This is a genomic window from Delftia deserti (assembly GCF_042653485.1).
Lineage (GTDB): Bacteria > Pseudomonadota > Gammaproteobacteria > Burkholderiales > Burkholderiaceae_C > Comamonas > Comamonas acidovorans.
Genome location: NZ_JBHSIH010000001.1, coordinates 5,479,254 through 5,497,686 on the forward strand (window position 1 = coordinate 5,479,254; position 18,433 = coordinate 5,497,686).

The 18,433-nt window shown below is 66.7% G+C and carries 16 protein-coding genes; 1 reads left to right on the forward strand and 15 read right to left on the reverse strand.

From position 1 onward, the window contains the following. Window positions 1-25: 25 nt before the first annotated feature. The 4 genes from ACFPFG_RS25925 to ACFPFG_RS25940 all read right to left on the reverse strand — a co-directional run bounded on the left by ACFPFG_RS25925 (window position 26) and on the right by ACFPFG_RS25940 (window position 4,810). Complete coding sequence (locus tag ACFPFG_RS25925) at window positions 26-1,108, reverse strand: GGDEF domain-containing response regulator (RefSeq protein WP_183019834.1); 1,083 nt, start codon at window positions 1,106-1,108, stop codon at window positions 26-28. 110 nt (window positions 1,109-1,218) lie between these two features. Continuing rightward, complete coding sequence (locus ACFPFG_RS25930) at window positions 1,219-2,235, reverse strand: hypothetical protein (RefSeq protein ID WP_183019833.1); 1,017 nt, start codon at window positions 2,233-2,235, stop codon at window positions 1,219-1,221. Between the two features lie 92 nt (window positions 2,236-2,327). Continuing rightward, window positions 2,328-3,887: a lysine--tRNA ligase gene (lysS, locus tag ACFPFG_RS25935; protein WP_012207047.1), complete on the reverse strand. Its 1,560-nt coding sequence runs from the start codon at window positions 3,885-3,887 to the stop codon at window positions 2,328-2,330. A 248-nt stretch (window positions 3,888-4,135) separates the two neighbouring features. Continuing rightward, window positions 4,136-4,810, reverse strand: coding sequence for an LON peptidase substrate-binding domain-containing protein (locus ACFPFG_RS25940; RefSeq protein ID WP_183019832.1), 675 nt, complete (start codon window positions 4,808-4,810; stop codon window positions 4,136-4,138). Window positions 4,811-4,900: 90 nt separating this feature from the next. Here ACFPFG_RS25940 and ACFPFG_RS25945 point away from each other — a divergent pair, with 90 nt between their 5' ends. Next, entirely contained in the window at window positions 4,901-5,458 is a 558-nt protein-coding gene (locus ACFPFG_RS25945) for a YggT family protein (RefSeq protein ID WP_013801011.1), read from the forward strand. Window positions 5,459-5,536: 78 nt separating this feature from the next. On the opposite strand, the gene accD is transcribed toward ACFPFG_RS25945, so the two are convergent. From accD to leuC, 11 genes are all read right to left on the reverse strand, one after another. Then, the gene (accD, locus tag ACFPFG_RS25950; RefSeq protein WP_013801012.1) at window positions 5,537-6,412 is read right to left on the reverse strand and encodes an acetyl-CoA carboxylase, carboxyltransferase subunit beta; all 876 of its coding nucleotides are present in this window, start codon (window positions 6,410-6,412) and stop codon (window positions 5,537-5,539) included. A 65-nt stretch (window positions 6,413-6,477) separates the two neighbouring features. Continuing rightward, window positions 6,478-7,287 carry a tryptophan synthase subunit alpha gene (trpA, locus tag ACFPFG_RS25955; protein ID WP_183019831.1) on the reverse strand — a complete coding sequence of 270 codons (810 nt, stop codon included), beginning with the start codon at window positions 7,285-7,287 and terminating at the stop codon, window positions 6,478-6,480. After that, window positions 7,284-8,540, reverse strand: a complete 1,257-nt coding sequence (gene trpB / locus ACFPFG_RS25960; protein WP_183019830.1) for a tryptophan synthase subunit beta — start codon at window positions 8,538-8,540, stop codon at window positions 7,284-7,286. The genes trpA and trpB overlap by 4 nt, the downstream gene beginning before the upstream one ends. Beyond that, window positions 8,518-9,240 (reverse strand): phosphoribosylanthranilate isomerase, encoded by a 723-nt coding sequence (locus ACFPFG_RS25965; RefSeq protein ID WP_013801014.1) that lies wholly within the window; start codon window positions 9,238-9,240, stop codon window positions 8,518-8,520. Before ACFPFG_RS25965 ends, trpB begins: the two co-directional genes overlap by 23 nt. Before the next feature lie 32 nt (window positions 9,241-9,272). Continuing rightward, a complete protein-coding gene (gene truA / locus ACFPFG_RS25970) occupies window positions 9,273-10,121 on the reverse strand; it encodes a tRNA pseudouridine(38-40) synthase TruA (protein WP_312372905.1) in 849 nt (282 codons plus the stop codon). A 113-nt stretch (window positions 10,122-10,234) separates the two neighbouring features. Continuing rightward, window positions 10,235-13,144, reverse strand: coding sequence for a motility hub landmark protein FimV (locus tag ACFPFG_RS25975; RefSeq protein ID WP_386849680.1), 2,910 nt, complete (start codon window positions 13,142-13,144; stop codon window positions 10,235-10,237). Window positions 13,145-13,511: 367 nt separating this feature from the next. Then, window positions 13,512-14,624, reverse strand: coding sequence for an aspartate-semialdehyde dehydrogenase (asd, locus tag ACFPFG_RS25980; RefSeq protein WP_013801017.1), 1,113 nt, complete (start codon window positions 14,622-14,624; stop codon window positions 13,512-13,514). Between the two features lie 388 nt (window positions 14,625-15,012). Beyond that, the gene (gene leuB / locus ACFPFG_RS25985) at window positions 15,013-16,083 is read right to left on the reverse strand and encodes a 3-isopropylmalate dehydrogenase (RefSeq protein ID WP_012207037.1); all 1,071 of its coding nucleotides are present in this window, start codon (window positions 16,081-16,083) and stop codon (window positions 15,013-15,015) included. 96 nt (window positions 16,084-16,179) lie between these two features. Then, window positions 16,180-16,833: a 3-isopropylmalate dehydratase small subunit gene (gene leuD / locus ACFPFG_RS25990; RefSeq protein WP_380108824.1), complete on the reverse strand. Its 654-nt coding sequence runs from the start codon at window positions 16,831-16,833 to the stop codon at window positions 16,180-16,182. Window positions 16,834-16,853: 20 nt separating this feature from the next. Next, entirely contained in the window at window positions 16,854-16,979 is a 126-nt protein-coding gene (locus tag ACFPFG_RS25995) for an entericidin A/B family lipoprotein (RefSeq protein ID WP_380108826.1), read from the reverse strand. 31 nt (window positions 16,980-17,010) lie between these two features. Continuing rightward, window positions 17,011-18,432 (reverse strand): 3-isopropylmalate dehydratase large subunit, encoded by a 1,422-nt coding sequence (gene leuC, locus ACFPFG_RS26000; protein ID WP_183019827.1) that lies wholly within the window; start codon window positions 18,430-18,432, stop codon window positions 17,011-17,013. Window position 18,433: the final 1 nt, after the last annotated feature.

Sequence of the window (18,433 nt, forward strand, 5' to 3'; positions counted from 1 at the left end):
TAAGCGCAGGCGCAAGCCCGGGCGGTCAGGTGCGGCGCTGCTCCACCGTGTCCATCTGCATCTCGAAGCTGAAGAATCGGTCGCGCCCCTGGGCCTTGGCGGCGTACAAGGCCTGGTCGGCACGCATGAGCATGGCTTCGGCGCTGGTGTATTCGTCGGGCACGCAGGTGGTGATGCCGCCCGACAGCGTGAGACCCGATTCATGGGGCGAATCGGGGTGGCGTATGCGCAGCACGCGCAGCATCTGGCCCACGGCGCGCGCAAACGTCATGGCGCCCGAGCGCGGCGTGCGCGGCAGGATGAGCGCGAATTCCTCGCCGCCATAGCGCGCCGCCACATCGCGCGGGCGCACGCAGACCTCGCGCAGCAGGCGTCCGATCTGTTTCAGGCATTCGTCGCCATGCACGTGGCCGTAGGTGTCGTTGTAGCGCTTGAAATGGTCCAGGTCGCAGAGCATCAATGTCAGCGGCTGGCCTTCACGGCGGGCCGAGGCGATCTCGGCATGCAGGATGCGATCGAAGCCACGGCGGTTGACCAGGCCCGTGAGCTGGTCAAGCTCGACCATTTCATTGAGCTTCTGGTTGGCCTCGTGCAACTCGGCCGACAGCGATACCAGGCGCCTGCGCATGTCCAGCAAGCGGCGCATGGCGCGCAGCTTGGCCACGAGCACGATGGGCTTGACGGGCTTGACGAGGTAGTCGTCGCCTCCGGCCTCGATGCCGCGCCACACGTCCAGGTCGTTGTCCAGGCCTGACAGGAAGATCACGGGCGTCCATTCGCCGGGCTCGGCCTCGCGCAGCTGGCGGGCTACCCAGTAGCCATCCTCGCCGGGCAGGCGTATGTCCAGCAGCACCAGGTCAGGACGCTGCTCGCGGAACAGCTCCAGGGCGCTGGGGCCATCGGCAGCCTCCAGCACGCGGGTCACGCCCGCGTGCAGCAGCTCGCTGACCAGGCTGGTGCGCACCGAGGCCTGGTCCTCCACGACCAGCACGCAAAAGGGCGCGGACTCGTCCGTTGGCTTGGCGAAGCGCGCTCCGCTGGGCTCGATGGCGGGGGAGTCGGCGCTGTCGGTGGGCAGGGGTGGTGGGGCGGGGGGCATGGCCTTCATGGCTGCGAAACCAGGAATGGATCAAGGGGCCGCGCAGTGCGCGGCGTGGGGATGGCGCCAGTGTAATTCTGGTGTCGCTTCCGTGTGCGATTGTGTGTGCGGGGCCTTTGTCAGGCCAGCGGCAGATCCGTGCCGGCGTGGCTGGCTTCGTCATGCCACTGCACAAAGGCCTGGGCGCCTGGGCAGATACGGGGATTGCCCAGTTGCTGCAGCAGCCTGCAGGCCGCAAAGCCCTGGGCTTTCCTGTCATAGGCAAGTGCCCACTGGCGGCGCTCCTGTTGCCGGTCTTCTGGAACGGGCCAGCTGCGCAGCGAAGTGGACAGGCCGGTCAGCCCCATGCGCCAGGGCTTGCCCGAAACACGCGCACGAAAGCATCGCTGGCGCTCGCACAGCAGGGCGTAGAGCGGGTCCACCTGCAAGGCGCCGAACCACTGCTCGACGGCCGGATCGTCCGATGAGAATTCGGCATGCGTGACGATGACGCGCAGGCCCTTGGGTGTTTCGTAGACGCGCAGTCCCCAGTCGGGATGGGTTTGGTGGAAGGCCTGGACGCGCTCCATGGCGCGCGTGGCCGGCGAGTCCGTGGCCGCACGCCGGCGCGCCTGGCGTGCTTCCCACCAGCGCTGCACGCGCCGCATGGCCAGGAACAGCAGCAGCACGACCAGGGCCGTGGCCACCATCCGCGAATTGTTCTTGTACGGTGCCAGCCGGGCCAGCCAGATGGCGGCCGAAGCCAGCAACAACAGGGTCACGACGGGAAAGCGCACGGCGCTCGGCGGCTCGGGCAGGTCGATATCGGCGATGGCCACGCGCTCGGTGTTCAGGCAGTGGGCGCCGTAGCTGTTGCGCGTCATCACCGTGCCGTCGCGGCGCTGCAGGACTTCTTCGCGGATGGGGGTGGTGAAGCCGTCGAGCGCGTACTCGTTCTTCCATTCCATGCGGGGCTCGCCAGGGGGCAGCGCCGCATTGCGGGCGTCTTCCAGGGCCTTGGCGGCACGCTCCTGGGCGTGGGCCTGGGCGGCTTCCTGGCTGGTGTCGGACCATCCCCAGCGCTGGACGGTGATGCCGTGGGTGGGGCGGCTTTCATGCCGCAGGCGCGCCTGCGCCCAGTAGGTGGGGATGTGCATGGCGAGCCAGTATAGGGAAAAGCCGCCGGGCTCCCAAGGGAACGCAGGCGGCTTGAGCCGGCAACGCGCACGGGCGCTGGACGCCGTGGGCTTTACTGTTCGCGGCGCAGGGCGGGGAACAGGATCACGTCGCGGATGCTGGCGCTGTCGGTCAGCAGCATCATCAGGCGGTCGATGCCGATGCCGCAGCCGCCCGTGGGGGGCATGCCGTACTCGAGGGCACGCACGAAGTCGTGGTCGAAGTACATGGCCTCGTCGTCGCCACCGTCCTTGGCCTGGACCTGGGCATTGAAGCGCGCCGCCTGGTCCTCGGCGTCGTTGAGCTCGGAGAAACCGTTGCCGAATTCGCGACCCGTGATGTACAGCTCGAAGCGCTCGGTGACCTCGGGGCGCTCGTCATTGGCACGTGCCAGCGGCGAGATCTCGGTGGGGTGCTCCATGATGAAGGTGGGCTGCCAGAGCTTTTCTTCCACCACTTCCTCGAAGTACAGCACCTGCAGGCTGGCCAGGGTGCGGGTGGACAGGCGGTCCTTTTCTTCCGTCATGCCCAGCTTGCGCAGGGCATTGGTCAGCCATTCGCGGTCGGCCACCTTGTCCCCGGCTTCGGTGAACTTGACGATGGCCTCGGGAATGGTCAGGCGCTGGAAAGGCTGGGACAGGTCCACGGGCTTGCCGCCATAGGTCAGCTGCAGCGTGCCCACGGCCTTCTGCGCGGCGTCGCGCACCAGGGCCTCGGTGTAGTCCATCAGGTCGCGGTAGTTCCAGTAGGCCGCGTAGAACTCCATCATGGTGAACTCGGGGTTGTGGCGCACCGAGATGCCTTCGTTGCGGAAGTTGCGGTTGATCTCGAACACACGCTCGAAGCCGCCGACCACCAGGCGCTTGAGGTACAGCTCGGGCGCGATGCGCAGGTACATCTCCTGGTCCAGCGCATTGTGGTGGGTGACGAAGGGCTTGGCGTTCGCACCGCCGGGAATGGGGTGCAGCATGGGCGTTTCCACTTCCAGGAAGCCGTGCTCCACCATGAATTCGCGGATGCCCGAGACAGCCTTGCTGCGTGCGATGAAGCGGCGGCGGGCCTGCTCGTCCATCATCAGGTCCACGTAGCGCTGGCGCACCTTCTGCTCCAGGTCGGCCATGCCGTGGAACTTGTCGGGCATGGGGCGCAGGCTCTTGGTGAGCAGGCGCAGCGTCTGAACCTTGACCGACAGCTCGCCGGTCTTGGTCTTCATCAGCGTGCCCTCGGCGCCCAGGATGTCGCCCAGGTCCCAGCGCTTGAAGGCCGCATAGACCTCTTCGCCCACGGTGTCGCGCGTGATGTACAGCTGGATGCGGCCGTGCGTGGGGCCCAGCGATCCGTCCTGGATGGTGGCAAAGCTGGCCTTGCCCATGACGCGCTTGAGCATCATGCGGCCGCCCAGGCTGACCTGCACGGCTTCGGCGTCAAGCTGCTCGGCGCTCTTGTCGGCATGGGCCTGCTGCAGTGCCTCGGCGCGGTCGGCGGGCTTGAAGTCGTTGGGGAAGGCCACGCCGCCCTGTTCACGGACCTGTTCGCGCAGGGCCTTGAGTTTTTCGCGGCGCTCGGCGATGAGTTGGTTTTCGTCCTGGGGAGCGGTCTGGTCCGCTGCGGAAGGGGTGTTGTGTTCGGTCATGACAATGAGCACCAGCGCAAAACGCCGAGGGGCCGGAAAAAAGCCGGAGGGGAAAAAGCCGGGGGAAGCCGAAAAAAAGCCAGGAGGCAGGGGCTGGACGGTGCAGCGGCGGCAGCAAATGCCACCGGCAAGCCCCGCAGCTGGCGGGCTGAATCGGCGATTTTAAGTTTTTTGGCGCGCTTTCGGTGCGCAGTGCTGCCAATGTGCCGGACTCCGCTGCGGTATGACGCCGCAGTCCTGCCAATTCGTCAGTGCCCGGCGGACGAGGAGCCGGGTGCCGGGCCCTGGGCATGGCCTATGCCGCTGCGCTCCAGCACATCGGCCACGAGCTCCAGCCGCACCAGCGGGCTGTCCAGCGCCATCAGCTGCTGTTTGATGGAGACCGGCATGGGCAGCAGTTCGGTCCAGCGATTGGCCACCCAGCCGCAGTCGCCCATCTGTTCGGCGCTGGGCAGTCGGGCATGGTCGGCGTCGGTGGAGCGCGCATGCAGCTGCATCAGCACCTGGGCCAGAGCCTGGGCGGTGGCGAGCAGGTGGCCGGGGATGGGCACGGCGGCATCGGCAGGCAGCATCTGCACATCGGCCACCCAGAGGCCGTGGGGCAGCTGGCGGTGCTCCTGCAGGCGAAAGCGCTGCGTGCCCTCGCACTGCAGGTGCAGCAGGCCGGGCTGGGGCTGCTGCAACCGGACGATGCGGGCCAGCGTGCCCACGGCGTGCAATTGCTCGGCGGCCGCGCCGGCCTTGCGCACTTCGCTGCCGGCCTGCAGCGCCACCACGCCGAAGGGAGCGCCCGTGCGCTCGCACTTGCGGATCATGTCCAGGTAGCGGACCTCGAAGACGCGAAGGCTCAGCAGGCCTTGGGGAAAGAGGACGCTGCCCAGGGGGAACAGCGGCAGGGAGTGCAGTGCGGTAGGGACGGTCATGTGATGGGCGGGATGCGGCAGCTATCATCCCATGCTGTGCCAAGGCCGGATGGCCGTGGTCCGATCTTCCTCCCGCAGTCCTACAACGCCATGCTTTTTCAGATCGTTTCCTTTTTGCTCGACGTGGTCGTTGGCCTGTTGACCGGCGTCTGCCTGCTGCGCATGTACATGCAGGCCCAGCGCGTACCCTTCGGCAACCCGGTCGGCCAACTGGTGTTTGCGCTGTCCGACTGGATCGTGATGCCGCTGCGCCGCATCATCAAGCCGGCCGGACGCTGGGATATGTCCAGCCTGATCGCCGCCTTCCTGCTGCAGATGCTGCAGTTCGTGCTGCTGTGGCTGCTGATGGGAGGACAGTCCACCGTGGTTGCCCTGCCCTGGCTGGCGCTGTGCGGCCTGGCGCGCGTGGCGCTGTCGGGCATGGTGGGCGTGCTGCTGATCTATGCCATCTTGTCGTGGGTGCAGCCGCAGTCGCCGATGTATGGCGTGCTGCAGCGCCTGTCCGAGCCCATGCTGCGGCCCATCCGCCGTGTTGTTCCGCTGATCGGAGGTATCGATCTGTCGGCGCTGGTGGCTCTGGTGCTGCTGCAGATCGCGCTGATGGTGCTGGGCTATATCCAGGGCTCGGGACTGATGCTGCTGGCCTGATTTCCCCAGTTTCCCGGACGTGAAAAAGCCGCCGCAGGCATCAACCTGCGGCGGCTTTTTTTGTGTCTGCGCGAGGCTTTACTGGACCGCGTCGGCCGGCAGGCGCTGCAGCATGGCAAGCGATGCGGCGATGCGGTCGCGCAGCTCGCGGCGGTCCACGATCATGTCCACGGCGCCCTTGTCCTGCAGGAACTCGGCGCGCTGGAAGCCTTCGGGCAGCTTCACGCGCACGGTGGTCTCGATCACGCGGGGGCCGGCGAAGCCGACCAGGGTCTTGGGCTCGGCAATGACGATGTCTCCCACGAAGGCGAAGCTGGCGGAGACACCCCCGAAGGTGGGATCGGTCAGTACCGAGATGTAGGGCAGGCCCTTCTTGGCCAGGCGCGTGAGCGCGGCATTGGCCTTGGCCATCTGCATCAGGCTCAGCAGGCCTTCCTGCATGCGCGCACCGCCCGTGGCGGTGAAGCAGATGAAGGGGACCTTTTGCTCGATGGCGGTCTCGACACCACGCACGAAGCGCTCGCCGACCACGGAGCCCATGGAGCCGCCCATGAACTCGAACTCGAAGCAGGCTGCGACCACGTTGACGCTCTTGATGGCGCCGCCCATGACGACCAGGGCATCGGTCTCGCCGGTGTTCTCCAGCGCTTCCTTGAGGCGCTCGGGGTACTTGCGGCTGTCCTTGAACTTCAGGGCATCGACGGGAATGACTTCCTGGCCGATTTCATAGCGGCCTTCGGCATCCAGGAAATGGTTCAGGCGGGCGCGGGCGCCGATGCGGTGATGGTGGCTGCAGCTGGGGCAGACGTTCTGGTTTTTCTCCAGATCGGCCTTGTAGAGCACGGTCTCGCAGCTCGGGCACTTGATCCACAGACCCTCGGGGATCTGCTGGTGGCGATCCGTGGGGTTGGTTTGCTGGATTTTGGCAGGCAGGAGTTTTTCAAGCCAGGACATGGTGTTTCCTTTTCAGGCGCAGGGCATGCGGCACCGGGCCGCATGCAAGGGCTGCATTATGCGACCTACGCGTCGAGTGCCTTGCGCACGCCGCGCAGGAAGTCGATGGTCAGGGGGACGATTTTTTCGTGGGGCTGGCCGTCCAGCATCTCGATGATGCGGCTGCCGATGACCACCGCGTCGGCCACCCGGCCAATGGCCTGGGCCGTGGCTGCGTCGCGGATGCCGAAGCCCACGCCCACGGGAATGCTCACATGCTCGCGGATGCGCGGCAGCATGGCTTCCACGGCCGCCGTGTCGAGCGTGCCCGCCCCGGTCACGCCCTTGAGCGAGACGTAGTAGACATAGCCGCTGGCCACGCGCGCCACCTGCTGCATGCGCTCGGTGGTGGAGGTGGGCGCCAGCAGGAAGATGAGGTCCATGTCGCGCGCACGCAGTTGCGCGGCGAATGCCTCGCATTCCTCGGGCGGGTAGTCCACGATGAGCAGGCCGTCGACGCCGGCCTCGGCCGCATCGTCCACGAAGCGGTCCTTGCCGTGGATCTGGTCGTAGCGCTCCACCGGGTTGGCGTAGCCCATCAGCACCACGGGCGTGGTCTGGTTCTTCTGGCGGAACTCGCGCACATAGGCCAGCACCTGCACCAGGCCCACGCCATTGGCGATGGCGCGGTCGCCTGCCTTCTGGATGGTGGGGCCGTCGGCCATGGGGTCCGAGAAGGGCACGCCCAGCTCGATCACGTCGGCGCCGGCCTCCACCATGCCGTGCATCAGCGACGGCGTGATGGCCGCGAACGGGAAGCCCGCGGTGATGTACGGGATCAGGGCCTTGCGGCCGTCTTCCTGGAGTTTGGCGAAAGTTGTGGTGATGCGGCTCATTGAGCTGCTCCTCCCTTGACCGTGAGCCCGCGCATGGAGGGGCGGTCGTAGTAATCGGCGCCCGAGAGGTCGGCCACGGTGCCGATGTCCTTGTCGCCGCGACCGGACAGGTTCACGAGGATGGACTGGTCGGCGCGCATGGTCTTGGCCAGTTGCATGGCATAGGCCACGGCATGGCTGGACTCCAGGGCGGGAATGATGCCTTCGGTGCGGCACAGGTAGTGGAAGGCGTCCAGCGCCTCCTGGTCGGTGATGCCCACGTACTGGGCCCGGCCCAGTTCCTGCAGCCAGGCGTGCTCGGGGCCGACGCCGGGGTAGTCGAGGCCGGCGCTGATGCTGTGCGTCTCGGTGATCTGGCCGTTCTCGTCCTGCAGGATGAAGGTGCGGTTGCCGTGCAGCACGCCGCTGCTGCCGCGCTGCAGCGAAGCCGAGTGCTTGCCGCTGTCCAGGCCTTCGCCGGCCGCCTCCACGCCGATCAGGCGCGTGTTCTCGAACGGGATGTAGGGGTGGAAGATGCCCATGGCATTGCTGCCGCCGCCCACACAGGCGACCACGGCATCGGGCTGGCGGTCGACGCCCAGGAATTCGGGCATCTGCGTCAGGCACTCCTCGCCGATGACCTTCTGGAAGTCGCGCACCATCGCCGGGTAGGGATGGGGGCCGGCCACGGTGCCGATGATGTAGAAGGTGTTGTCCACGTTGGCCACCCAGTCGCGCATGGCCTCGTTGAGCGCGTCCTTGAGCGTGCGGCTGCCCGACTCCACCGGTACCACGGTGGCGCCCAGCAGGCGCATGCGGTAGACGTTGGGGCTTTGGCGCTTCACGTCCTCGGCACCCATGTAGACGATGCATTCGAGGCCGTAGCGCGCGCAGATGGTGGCCGTGGCCACGCCGTGCTGGCCTGCGCCGGTCTCGGCAATGATGCGCGGCTTGCCCATGCGCCGGGCGAGCATGGCCTGGCCGATCACGTTGTTGATCTTGTGCGCGCCCGTGTGGTTGAGGTCTTCGCGCTTGAGGTAGATCTGCGCGCCGCCCATCTCGCGCGACATGCGTGCCGCGTGGTAGACGGGCGAGGGGCGGCCGACGAAGTGGGCCAGCTCGGACTGGAATTCGGCAACGAATTCCGGGTCGTTCTGGTACTTGGCGTAGGCGTCGCGCAGCTCGGTCAGAGCGTGTGTCAGGGTTTCGCTGGCAAAGCTGCCGCCGAAGCGGCCAAAGTGGCCAGATGCGTCAGGGTACTGGTATTCGAACATGGCTTGTCTGCAAAAGTTGGTCATCGGCCGCGCGCACGGCGGCGATGAAACGGTGTATCTTGCCGGCGTCCTTGATGCCCCTGAGGGGCTTGCCGTCGGGACCATCGGCCTCGACGCCGGAACTGACATCAACGGCCAGCGAGAGTCCTCGCGGGCGCACTTGCAAGATGCCATCGGTCACGTTTGCAGGCGTGAGTCCACCAGACAAAACGAGGTGAGAGGCGACGTTTGGTGGAAGGAGTGACCAATTGAATGCTTTTCCGCCACCACCATAGCCGTCGACATGGGCGTCGAGCAGTATGGCCTGGGCTTTCGAGTAACGCTGGGCATATTCTACGAGGTCGAAGCGCGCGGCATCGGGACCAAGGGGAATGCGTGCGGCGCGCAGGAAGGCACGGGTGCCGCCCGATGTGGCGGCAAGGCAGTCCTCGGGGGACTCGTCGCCGTGGAACTGCACGCAGGCGCCCGGGATGGCGGCGCAGGCCGCCATCACGTTGGCGGCGCTTTCATTGACGAACAGCAGCACCGGGGTCACGAAAGGCGGCAGGCGCCGCGCCAGTTCTGCAGCGCGCTGCACCGTCACGGCGCGCGGACTGGGGGCGTAGAGCACAAAACCCACGGCATCGGTGCCTGCAGCCACGGCGGCGTCCACGTCCTGTTCGCGGGTAAGTCCGCAGATCTTGATTCGAGTGCGCTGCATGGGTGCTGAAGAATGGGGGAGGTCTTCTCCGTTCACGGGAGCCAATCATAGGCCGGGCTGCGCGAAGGAAGGCCCCATGAAGGATCGTATACGGGGCCCAGAAAATACAGGCCGTCGGGCGAGAAGGTGGGCGCGGCGGCATCGCGGGAACGGGCGTCCAGTACCTGCTGCATCCACTGCGGCGCATACGCGCCCTGGCCGATGGCGATCAGGCAGCCCATGATGTTGCGCACCATGTGGTGGAGGAAGGCGCTGCCTTCGAACTCGAAGCGCCAGTAGCAGCATTCCATGGCCGCGTCGCCGGGTCGCATGGAGCTGGCTGCGGCCATCTGGGCGCCATCGTCTGCCATGCGGCGGGTGATGGACAGGCGGTGCAGCGTCTTGACGGGGGATTTGGCCTGGCAGCCCGATGCGCGGAACGAACTGAAGTCGTGCTCGCCCAGCAGGTGCCGGGCGGCGGCCTGCATGGCATCACCATCGAGCGCATGGAACACCCAGCCCACGCGCCCGGCCTCCACGCTGGGACGCACGGGCGATTGCAGCAGCACATAGGCATAGCGCCTTGCCGTGGCGCAGGCGCGCGAATGGAAGGCATCGGGCACGGGCTGGGCCCATTGCACGGCAATGTCCGGCGGCAGGAAAGTGTTGGTGCCGCGGACCCAGGAGAACGGGGCCCTGTCCAGCGGCGTATCGAAGTGGACGACCTGCATGAGACCGTGCACGCCTGCATCGGTGCGGCCCGCGCAGAGGGTGTGCACCTCCTGAGCGGCAAAGCGGCCCAGGGCCGCTTCGAGATGGTCTTGAATGGTGTTGCCAGACAGCTGGCTTTGCCAGCCGCTGTAGCGCTGGCCGTTGTAGGCGACGCCGAGGGCTACGCGCATGGCGAGGCCTCCGGCATGTGTTGGGTGTGCATCAAGTTGTCAGTTTTCCATGGCGGCTTGCACCACGCTGTCACACGAAACCGGCGCGGCGCCTGGGCAGGCGCCGCCGGGCTTCAGTCTATCTCGGCCAGCAGGCGCTGGGCCCTGGCCTTGAGATCGCCGTGGGCCTCGGCGATCACTTCCTCGATCAGTGTACGGGCTCCGTCACTGTCGCCGATGGCGTTGAACTCCTGGGCCAGTGCGAGCTTGGTGGCCAGCGGGTCTTCAGGGGCCGATGGCGGGGTTGCGACGGCAGGGGTGTCGTTGCCCAGGTCCAGGGACAGGCTGCCCAGGTCGAATTCCAGCGACTCGGCCGGTTCGGGCTTGGCCTCGGCCGCCGTCTCCAGCACGCCGCCTGCCTGTGGCGTTGCCGGTGTTGGGGCAGGCGTCGCCGTGCTCAGCCCTTCCAGGTTGAACTCCATGGCGTCCAGCGACAGCAGCTCGGTCTTGGCGTGGCTGTCGTCCGTGGTGGAGCTGGTCAGGGGCGAGGGCTCGGTGGCCGGGAAGCTGTCGGTCGCCTGCGAGCCGGGCATGTCCAGCGACAGCATCTCGGTCGGCCGCATGTCGTCCATGGCGTTGCTGTGGTTCAGGGCGTCCGTCAGCGAGGCGTGGGCCGTGGGCTGGAAGCCGGGCATGTCCAGCGATGCAACGGGCGGCTCGACGCGGGGCTCGATGCGAGGTGTGTCGTCCTTTGCGGAGGGCGTGGCTTCCAGCGGCGCGCGCAGCGTGGGCTCCAGCGCTGCGAAGTCCTGTTCGCTGGGCATGGGGGCCGGTGCGGGCAGGGGGCTGGCGTGCTGCGCCGGCAGGCTGGCATCGGCCAGGCCGCCAGGCAGGTCCATGTTGAGGTCCATGTCCAGGTCCATGGGCAGGGTGGCAGGGCCTTCGCGATGCACATCCATGTCCAGGGGGCGGCTGGTGGCCAGCGAGGCGGCAGCCAGTCCGGCAGCAGCCACCGTGGCGCCACCGGCAACGGCGGCAGCAGACAGGGGCGCGGAGCCCGCAGGCTGGTAGAGGGCGTTTTCCGGGTCCAGGATGCGGCCCTGGTCGGCCAGGCGCTGCCAGTCCACGCCCTTGCCCTGGGTCAGGCCATGCAGGGTCTGCGCAACGGCCTCGAAGGCCTTGCGGTCGTGGCGCTTGGCGTAGATGTCGGCCAGCTTCTGGTGCAGAGCGGTGCGGTTGGGGTCGGTGCGCAGCGCTTCCTTGAGGATTTCCTCGGCCTGCAGGTCGCGGCCATAGGCCAGGTAGACGTCGGCTTCGGCCACAGGGTCCACATCGCCCGCATCAAGCTGGCTGGGCGAGTAATGCATGGAGGTGCCTGACAGCTGGCTCGATGTGCCGGTGTCCACGCGTTGGCCGCCGCTGGCGCCAAAGAAGGAGTCGGCTGCAAGCTGGCTGTCGCCAAAGGCGCTTTCGCTGGAGGCGGCAGCGGCGCGGCGGCGCTGCATGACGCGGTAGCCGCCATAGCCCAGCAGCAGGGCCAGCAGGGCAGCACCGGCCAGCGGGATGGCGGGATCTTCCAGCAGCGTATCGATGAAGCTGGGCTCGGCGATCGGTGCTGCGGGAGCGGGTGCCGGCTTGGGCTTGGGTGGCTCGGCTGGAGCGGGTGTGGCGGGCGCGGTTTCTGCTGTGGGCGCTGCCGAGCCGGCGGCATTGGCTGCGGCGTCTGGAGCAGCGGTGGGCGCAGCGGCCGCAGCAGCTGCATCGGCAGGCGCTGCCGGGGCCGCGGGAGTTGTCTGGGGTGCTGCAGCTTCAGGCGCTGCAGGCACGGTCGGCGCGCCCGGCACAGCGACGCCGTTTGCCGTGCCGCTGGCTGCCGAGGCAGGTGCTGCAGCAGCACCTTCGGCGGGCTTGGTGGCGGCGGCGATCTGGCTCAGCTCGGACATGTTGCGCTGCAACTCGGCCGTGCGCGATGCCTGGTCGTCGGACTGCTTTTGCTTGGCCAGGCGCTCGTCGGCCTCCACGCCCTTGACGGCGCCCTTGGACAGGGTGAGCTTGTCGGGCGCTGCGGTGGACGGCTTGCGGTCTTCGACCTGGGCCTGAACGCTGCCCGATGCTTCACGATTGGCCGATGCCACGGGCGCGGCCGGCGCGGCGCTGGCCAACTGGCGGCGGAACTGGTTGAAATCGCGGGACTGGGCGGCAACGATCTGGCGCGCTTCACGCGGCGAGGTGGCCTGGGCCGTGGCTTCGTCCGGCACGGTGAGCACGGCGCCGGAGCGCATGCGGTTCACATTGCCGTTGATGAAGACCTTGGGGTTGGTGCGCAGCATGGCCACCAGCATCTGGTCCAGCGAAACGCCGGCTGGCAGGTGGGCGGCGGCGATGCGGCCTGCCGTGTCCCCGGTCTTGATGCGGACTTCGGAGGCCTCGGATGGCGCGGGGGCCGCTGCGGCGCGCTCGCGGGCCGCCGGGGCGGCACGGCGCTGGGCTGCTGGCGCAGGGCGGCTTTCCTCGGTGTTGCCCGCCGCGGCTTGCGACGCAGCTTGCGATGGGGCGGGAACTGCGCGGCGCGGCGCTGCGGCAGGCTCGGGTGCCGAGGCCTGGGCTGCAGCCGTCACGGCAGGCGGGAGCTTTTGCAGGGTGGGCGGGTCCAGCAGCAGGGTGTAGTTGCGCTGCAGGTTGCCCGAAGCCCAGCTGGCGTCGATCACCAGATCGACAAAGGGTTCGTTGACGGGCTGTGTGCTTGTGAGGCGCAGCACGGCCGAGCCATCCGCGCGGCGCTGCACGCTGACGCGCACCTGGCTGGCGGTGGCGTTGTACTCCATGCCCTGGGTGCGGAAGACGCCGGGAGAGGCCACGCCCACGCGCAGGCCTTCGGCTTCAGCGGCTGTGATCTGGGGGATTTCGACTTCGGCACGCAGGGGCTCGCCCAGGGCCGATTGCACGTTCACCCGGCCCAGAGCCAGTGCCCAGGCCTCGGAGGCGGGCAGTGCGACCGAGACGACGGCCGCAGTGGCCAGCACAGAGAGTTTCCAACGATGCATAAAGCGTCAAACCTGTGTGGATGCAATTGGGCAGGCACTATTGTTATTGTCGGAATGCCTGCGCTTGCACATGTAATTGAAATTTACCCGGGGATAGATGGCACGCCATCTACCAAGGTGCTTGGGTCGCATTGTCGGCCACGCTATAGGATCGCAAGCGTCTGGTTGCCGGCGAACGCCAATAGTTGTTGTCGAACGGCAACGAGAAGAAACACAATGTATCTTTGGTGATTGTAGGCAACCACCTACAGCCAATGGACAAGAGACCTGGGCATTGTGCCCAATTGCACAGGGCTTAAAGCCGAAAAAAGCGCCATGTCCCGGCCCGGGACATGGCGCTTTTTGTGCTGGCTCAAGCCGGCGATGCTCAGGCGGCGAGCAGGATGCGCAGCATGCGGCGCAGCGGCTCGGCGGCGCCCCACAGCAGTTGGTCACCGATCACGAAGGCCGACAGGTATTCGGGGCCCATGTTCAGCTTGCGCACGCGGCCCACGCCGACTTCCAGGCCGCCGGTGATGGCGGCGGGGGTCAGTTCCTTGACCGTGATGGCGCGGTCGTTGGGAACCCACTTCACCCAGGGGTTGCCGGACTTGATGATGGCTTCCAGCTCTTCCAGGGGCAGGTCCTTCTTGAGCTTGAGGGTCAGCGCCAGGCTGTGGCAGCGCATGGCGCCGATGCGCACGCACAGGCCGTCGACAGGGATGGTCTGCTCGGTGCCCAGGATCTTGTTGACCTCGGCCTGGCCCTTCCACTCTTCCTTGGACTGGCCGTTGTCCAGCTGCGCATCGATCCAGGGGATCAGGCCACCGGCCAGCGGTGCGCCGAAGAATTCGGTGGGCACGTCGGTGCGGATGGTCTGGGCCACCTTGCGGTCGATGTCCAGGATGGCGGATGCGGGCGTGGCCAGTTCGTCGGCCACGGCAGCGTGCACCACGCCCATGCCCTTGAGCAGTTCGCGCATGTGGTTGGCGCCGCCACCGGAGGCTGCCTGGTAGGTCATGGAGCTGACCCATTCCACGAGACCGGCCTTGAACAGGCCGCCCAGGCCCATCAGCAGGATGGAGTTGGTGCAGTTGCCGCCAATCCAGTTCTTGCCGCCCGCGGCGAGCTTGGACTGGATCAGGCCTTCATTGACGGGGTCGAGCACGATGACGGCATCGCCTTCCATGCGCAGCGACGACGCGGCATCGATCCAGTGGCCGTTCCAGCCCGAGGCGCGCAGCTGGGGGAAGACTTCCTTGGTGTAGTCGCCGCCCTGGCAGGTGATGATGATGTCGCACTTGGACAGCTCGGCAATGTCGTTGGCATTGCGCAGCTCGGTGTGGGTCTTCGCCATGGCCGGGGCCTTGCCGCCGGCGTTGGAGGTGGAGAAGAACACGGGCTCGATCAGGTCGAAGTCGCCCTCTGCCTGCATGCGGTCCATCAGCACGGAGCCGACCATGCCGCGCCAGCCGACGAGGCCTACCAATTGCTTGCTCATTTTTGAAACGCCCTTTCAGTGTGAAAACAGTGCTTGATCAAGACTGTTGTCGCCCGGCTCGTCTGGGCCAGGTGAGGGCGCACGACGAACCGGGCTGGGTCAGCCTTTGATTGTCGTAATGGTTGTGGAGGTGATCGCGCGCGCAGCCGCACCAGCCAGGGCGGCGGGTGCAATGTTCAGCAGGAGGAACGGGTGGGCGGCAAACATAAGAGACGTCATTCTAGCGAATACGCCAGGAAAGAGAATGTCTGTTTTGATGAATATATTCGTCGAATCGGCGAAAAGTAGACGTCTATTTTGACGTTTTGCCATGTTGTGGCAGAGCAGGGCAGCACCTGCCCGCCACAGGGACGGCCGCAAGCCTGGAGGCTGGCGGCCGTCATGGACATCAGGCCAGTGCGGCCACCACGGCATCGCCCATCTCGCGGGTGGAGACCTTGGTCGTGCCTTCGCTGTAGATATCGGCCGTGCGCAGGCCCTGGGCCAGCACCTTTTGCACGGCGGCTTCGATGCGCTGTGCGGCGGCTTCCTGGTTCAGCGAGAAGCGCAGCATCATCGCGGCCGACAGGATGGTGGCCAGCGGATTGGCAATGCCCTTGCCGGCGATGTCGGGGGCCGAGCCGTGGCTGGGCTCGTACAGGCCCTGGCCCCTGGAGTTGAGCGATGCCGAGGGCAGCATGCCGATGGAGCCGGTCAGCATGGAGGCTTCGTCTGACAGGATGTCGCCGAACATGTTGCCCGTGACCACCACGTCAAAGCGCTTGGGTTCCTTGACCAGCTGCATGGCGGCGTTGTCCACGTACATGTGGTCCAGTTGCACATCGGGGTACTGCTGGCCCACTTCGGTGACCACGTCCTTCCAGAACTGGAAGGTTTCCAGCACGTTGGCCTTGTCCACGCTGGTCACGCGTTTGCTGCGCTTTTGCGCGGCCTGGAAGGCGACATGGGCGATGCGCTCGATCTCGGGCTTGGAGTAGCGCATGGTGTCGAAGGCTTCCTCGGCGCCGGGGAAGTGGCCATCGGTGGCCACGCGGCGGCCGCGCGGCTGGCCGAAGTAGATGTCGCCGGTCAGCTCGCGGATGATCAGGATGTCCAGGCCCGCGACCAGCTCGGGCTTGAGGCTGGAGGCGTGGGTCAGTTCCGCATAGCAGATGGCCGGGCGGAAGTTGGCGAACAGGCCCATGTGCTTGCGCAGGCCCAGGATGGCCTGCTCTGGGCGCAGCGGGCGGTCCAGCGTGTCGTACTTCCAGTCGCCCACGGCGCCGAACAGCACGGCGTCGGACTCCATGGCCAGCTTCAGCGTAGATTCGGGCAGCGGATGGCCGGCAGCTTCGTAGGCAGCGCCGCCCACGGGGGCCGTCTGCATGTCGAAGTCCAGGCCCAGGGCGCCCAGCACCTTCACGGCTTCTGCGACGATTTCGGGGCCGATGCCATCACCGGGCAAGACTGCGATTTTCATGGTGTTCCTTTTGAGAGACTGTTCGGATGGTGGAAGGCCGCCGGCGGCTGGTTCAGCAACGCCTGCGGCCCATTGATGCGCGCAAGTGGAGATCGATCAGCGCTGCACCAGCGTGTGTGCCAGCCAGGGCTTGGTGGCCAGGCGCTCGGCCTCGTAGGCGCGGATCTTGTCGGAATGGCGCAGCGTCAGGCCGATGTCGTCGAAGCCGTTGAGCAGGCAGTACTTGCGAAAGGCGATGACATCGAAAGGGATCTCCTCGCCCTGCGGGCGAACGATCACCTGGCGATCCAGATCAATGGTCAGCTCGTAGCCGGGGAAGGCCGCGACCTCGTTGAACAGCGTGTCGATCGTGGCCCCGGGCAGCACGATGGGCAGCAGGCCGTTCTTGAAGCAGTTGTTGAAGAAGATGTCGGCAAAGCTGGGCGCCAGAATGGCGCGAAAGCCGTACTGGTCCAGCGCCCAGGGCGCGTGCTCGCGGCTGGAGCCACAGCCGAAGTTCTTGCGCGCGACCAGGATGGAGGCGCCCGCATAGCGCGGATGGTTGAGCACGAAGTCGGGGTTGGGCTTGCGCGAGGCCGGGTCCTGGCCAGGCTCGCCATGGTCCAGGTAGCGCCATTCGTCGAACAGGTTCACGCCGAAGCCGGTCTTCCTGATCGACTTGAGGAACTGCTTGGGAATGATGGCGTCGGTATCGACGTTTTCGCGGTCCATGGGGGCGACAAGGCCCTTGTGCACGGTGAATTGTTGCATGGCTGTATCGGATTCAGGGTTCAGCGGGCGGCGCGCTCGATGGCGCTGCCCGCGCTTTGCACGTCCTGGCCAATGCCCTTGACGGTATTGCAGGCGGCCAGGGTGAAGGCCAGGCCGACCAGGAGGATCGAGAAGGAGGGCTTCATGGTGTGCAGGCGGGGCAGTTGCGGGATCGGATCAGGAGAACCTGCGGATGTCCACGAAGTGGCCGTGGATGGCGGCGGCCGCGGCCATGGCCGGACTCACCAGGTGGGTGCGTCCGCCCGCGCCCTGGCGGCCTTCGAAGTTGCGGTTGCTGGTGGAGGCGCAGCGCTCGCCGGGCTCCAGGCGGTCGGCATTCATGGCCAGGCACATGGAGCAGCCGGGCTCGCGCCATTCAAAGCCTGCCGCCTTGAAGATCTGGTCCAGGCCTTCGCGCTCGGCCTGTTCCTTGACCAGGCCGGAGCCGGGCACGACCATGGCCAGCTTGATGTTGCGCGCCACCTTCTGGCCCAGCTTCTTGACCACGGCGGCGGCCTCGCGCATGTCTTCGATGCGGCTGTTGGTGCACGAGCCGATGAAGACCTTGTCCACGAAGATGTCGTCGATGGCCTTGCCGGGCTCCAGCGCCATGTAGGTCAGCGCGCGTTCGATGGCGCCGCGCTTGCTGGCATCCTTTTCCTTGTCGGGGTCCGGCACGCGGCCATCCACGCCCAGCACCATCTCGGGCGAGGTGCCCCAGGTGACCTGCGGCACGATCTCGCTGGCCTGCAGCTCGACCACGCGGTCGAACTTCGCATCGGCATCGGAGTGCAGCGTCTTCCAGTAGGCGACGGCGGCATCCCATTCGGCGCCGGTGGGGGACAGCGGGCGGCCCTTGACGTATTGGATGGTCTTGTCGTCCACGGCCACCAGGCCGGCGCGTGCGCCGCCCTCGATGGCCATGTTGCAGACCGTCATGCGGCCTTCCATGCTCAGGTCGCGGATGGCTTCGCCGGCGAACTCGATGGTGTAGCCGGTGCCGCCGGCCGTGCCTATCTTGCCGATGATGGCCAGCACGATGTCCTTGGCCGTGATGCCGGGGGCCGCCTTGCCGATGACATTGATCAGCATGTTCCTGGCCTTCTTGGCCAGCAGCGTCTGGGTGGCCATCACGTGCTCGACCTCGGACGTGCCGATGCCGTGGGCCAGTGCGCCGAAGGCGCCGTGCGTGGAGGTGTGGCTGTCGCCGCAGACCACGGTCATGCCGGGCAGGGTGGCGCCCTGCTCGGGGCCCATGACGTGGACGATGCCCTGACCCTTGTCCATGAAGGGGAAGAAGGCCGCAGAGCCGAACTCGCCGATGTTGGTGTTCAGCGTGGTGATCTGTTCCTTGCTGATGGGGTCGGCAATGCCGTCATAGCCGCGCTCCCAGCCGTCGGTGGGCGTGTTGTGGTCGGCCGTGGCCACCACGGAGCTGATGCGCCACAGCTTGCGGCCGGCCATGCGCAGGCCTTCGAAGGCCTGGGGGCTGGTGACTTCGTGCACCAGGTGGCGGTCGATGTAGAGGACGGCGGTGCCGTCATCCTCGGTGTGGATGACGTGCTCGTCGAAGATCTTGTCGTAGAGGGTGCGTCCCATG